Below are 566 nucleotides of genomic sequence, written 5' to 3' on the forward strand. Positions count from 1 at the left end.
CTGTCGGCGGTGGTGACCACCACTGACGGGGACGGGGATGTGGCGAGCCAGAGCGTGAGCATTGGCGCCGGGGTGGTGTTCAAGGATGACGGTCCGAGCGTGAGCGCCATGACGCTGACGGGCAGCGTGACTACCGATGAAACGACCCAGCTGGGCATCACGGTGACCAGCGCGGCGGCCCTGTTCAGCGGTGGGGTGGGGGCGGCCGGGGCCGACGATGGCAGCACCGATGTGTCGCTGCGTATCGACGTGGCCGACAGCGGGTTGATGACCACGCAGGGCGGCCACGCCATTATCCTGGAAGCGGATGCAAACGACAGCGACATTGTCTACGGCCGCTTTGACAGCGACGGCAACGGCAGCCTGGATGGCACAGCGTTCAAGCTGGAGATAGGGGAAGACGGCAAGCTGAGTGTGACCCAGTACGTGGCCATTCAGCACCCGGACAACCCGGACAACTATGACGAGCCGGTAGATCTGACGGGCAAACTGTCGGCGGTGGTGACCACCACTGACGGGGACGGGGATGTGGCGAGCCAGAGCGTGAGCATTGGCGCCGGGGTGGT

General features: G+C 65.4%; 1 protein-coding gene. It reads left to right on the forward strand.

Features of this window, described 5'->3' with window-relative positions; genetic code table 11:
- Window positions 1-566, forward strand: a 566-nt coding sequence (locus G5315_RS20505) for a DUF5801 repeats-in-toxin domain-containing protein (RefSeq protein WP_421333922.1), incomplete at both ends; no start/stop codon positions are given.

Source organism: Aeromonas sp. 603607 (assembly GCF_049171595.1).
In the GTDB taxonomy this organism is placed as follows: Bacteria; Pseudomonadota; Gammaproteobacteria; order Enterobacterales; family Aeromonadaceae; genus Aeromonas; species Aeromonas veronii.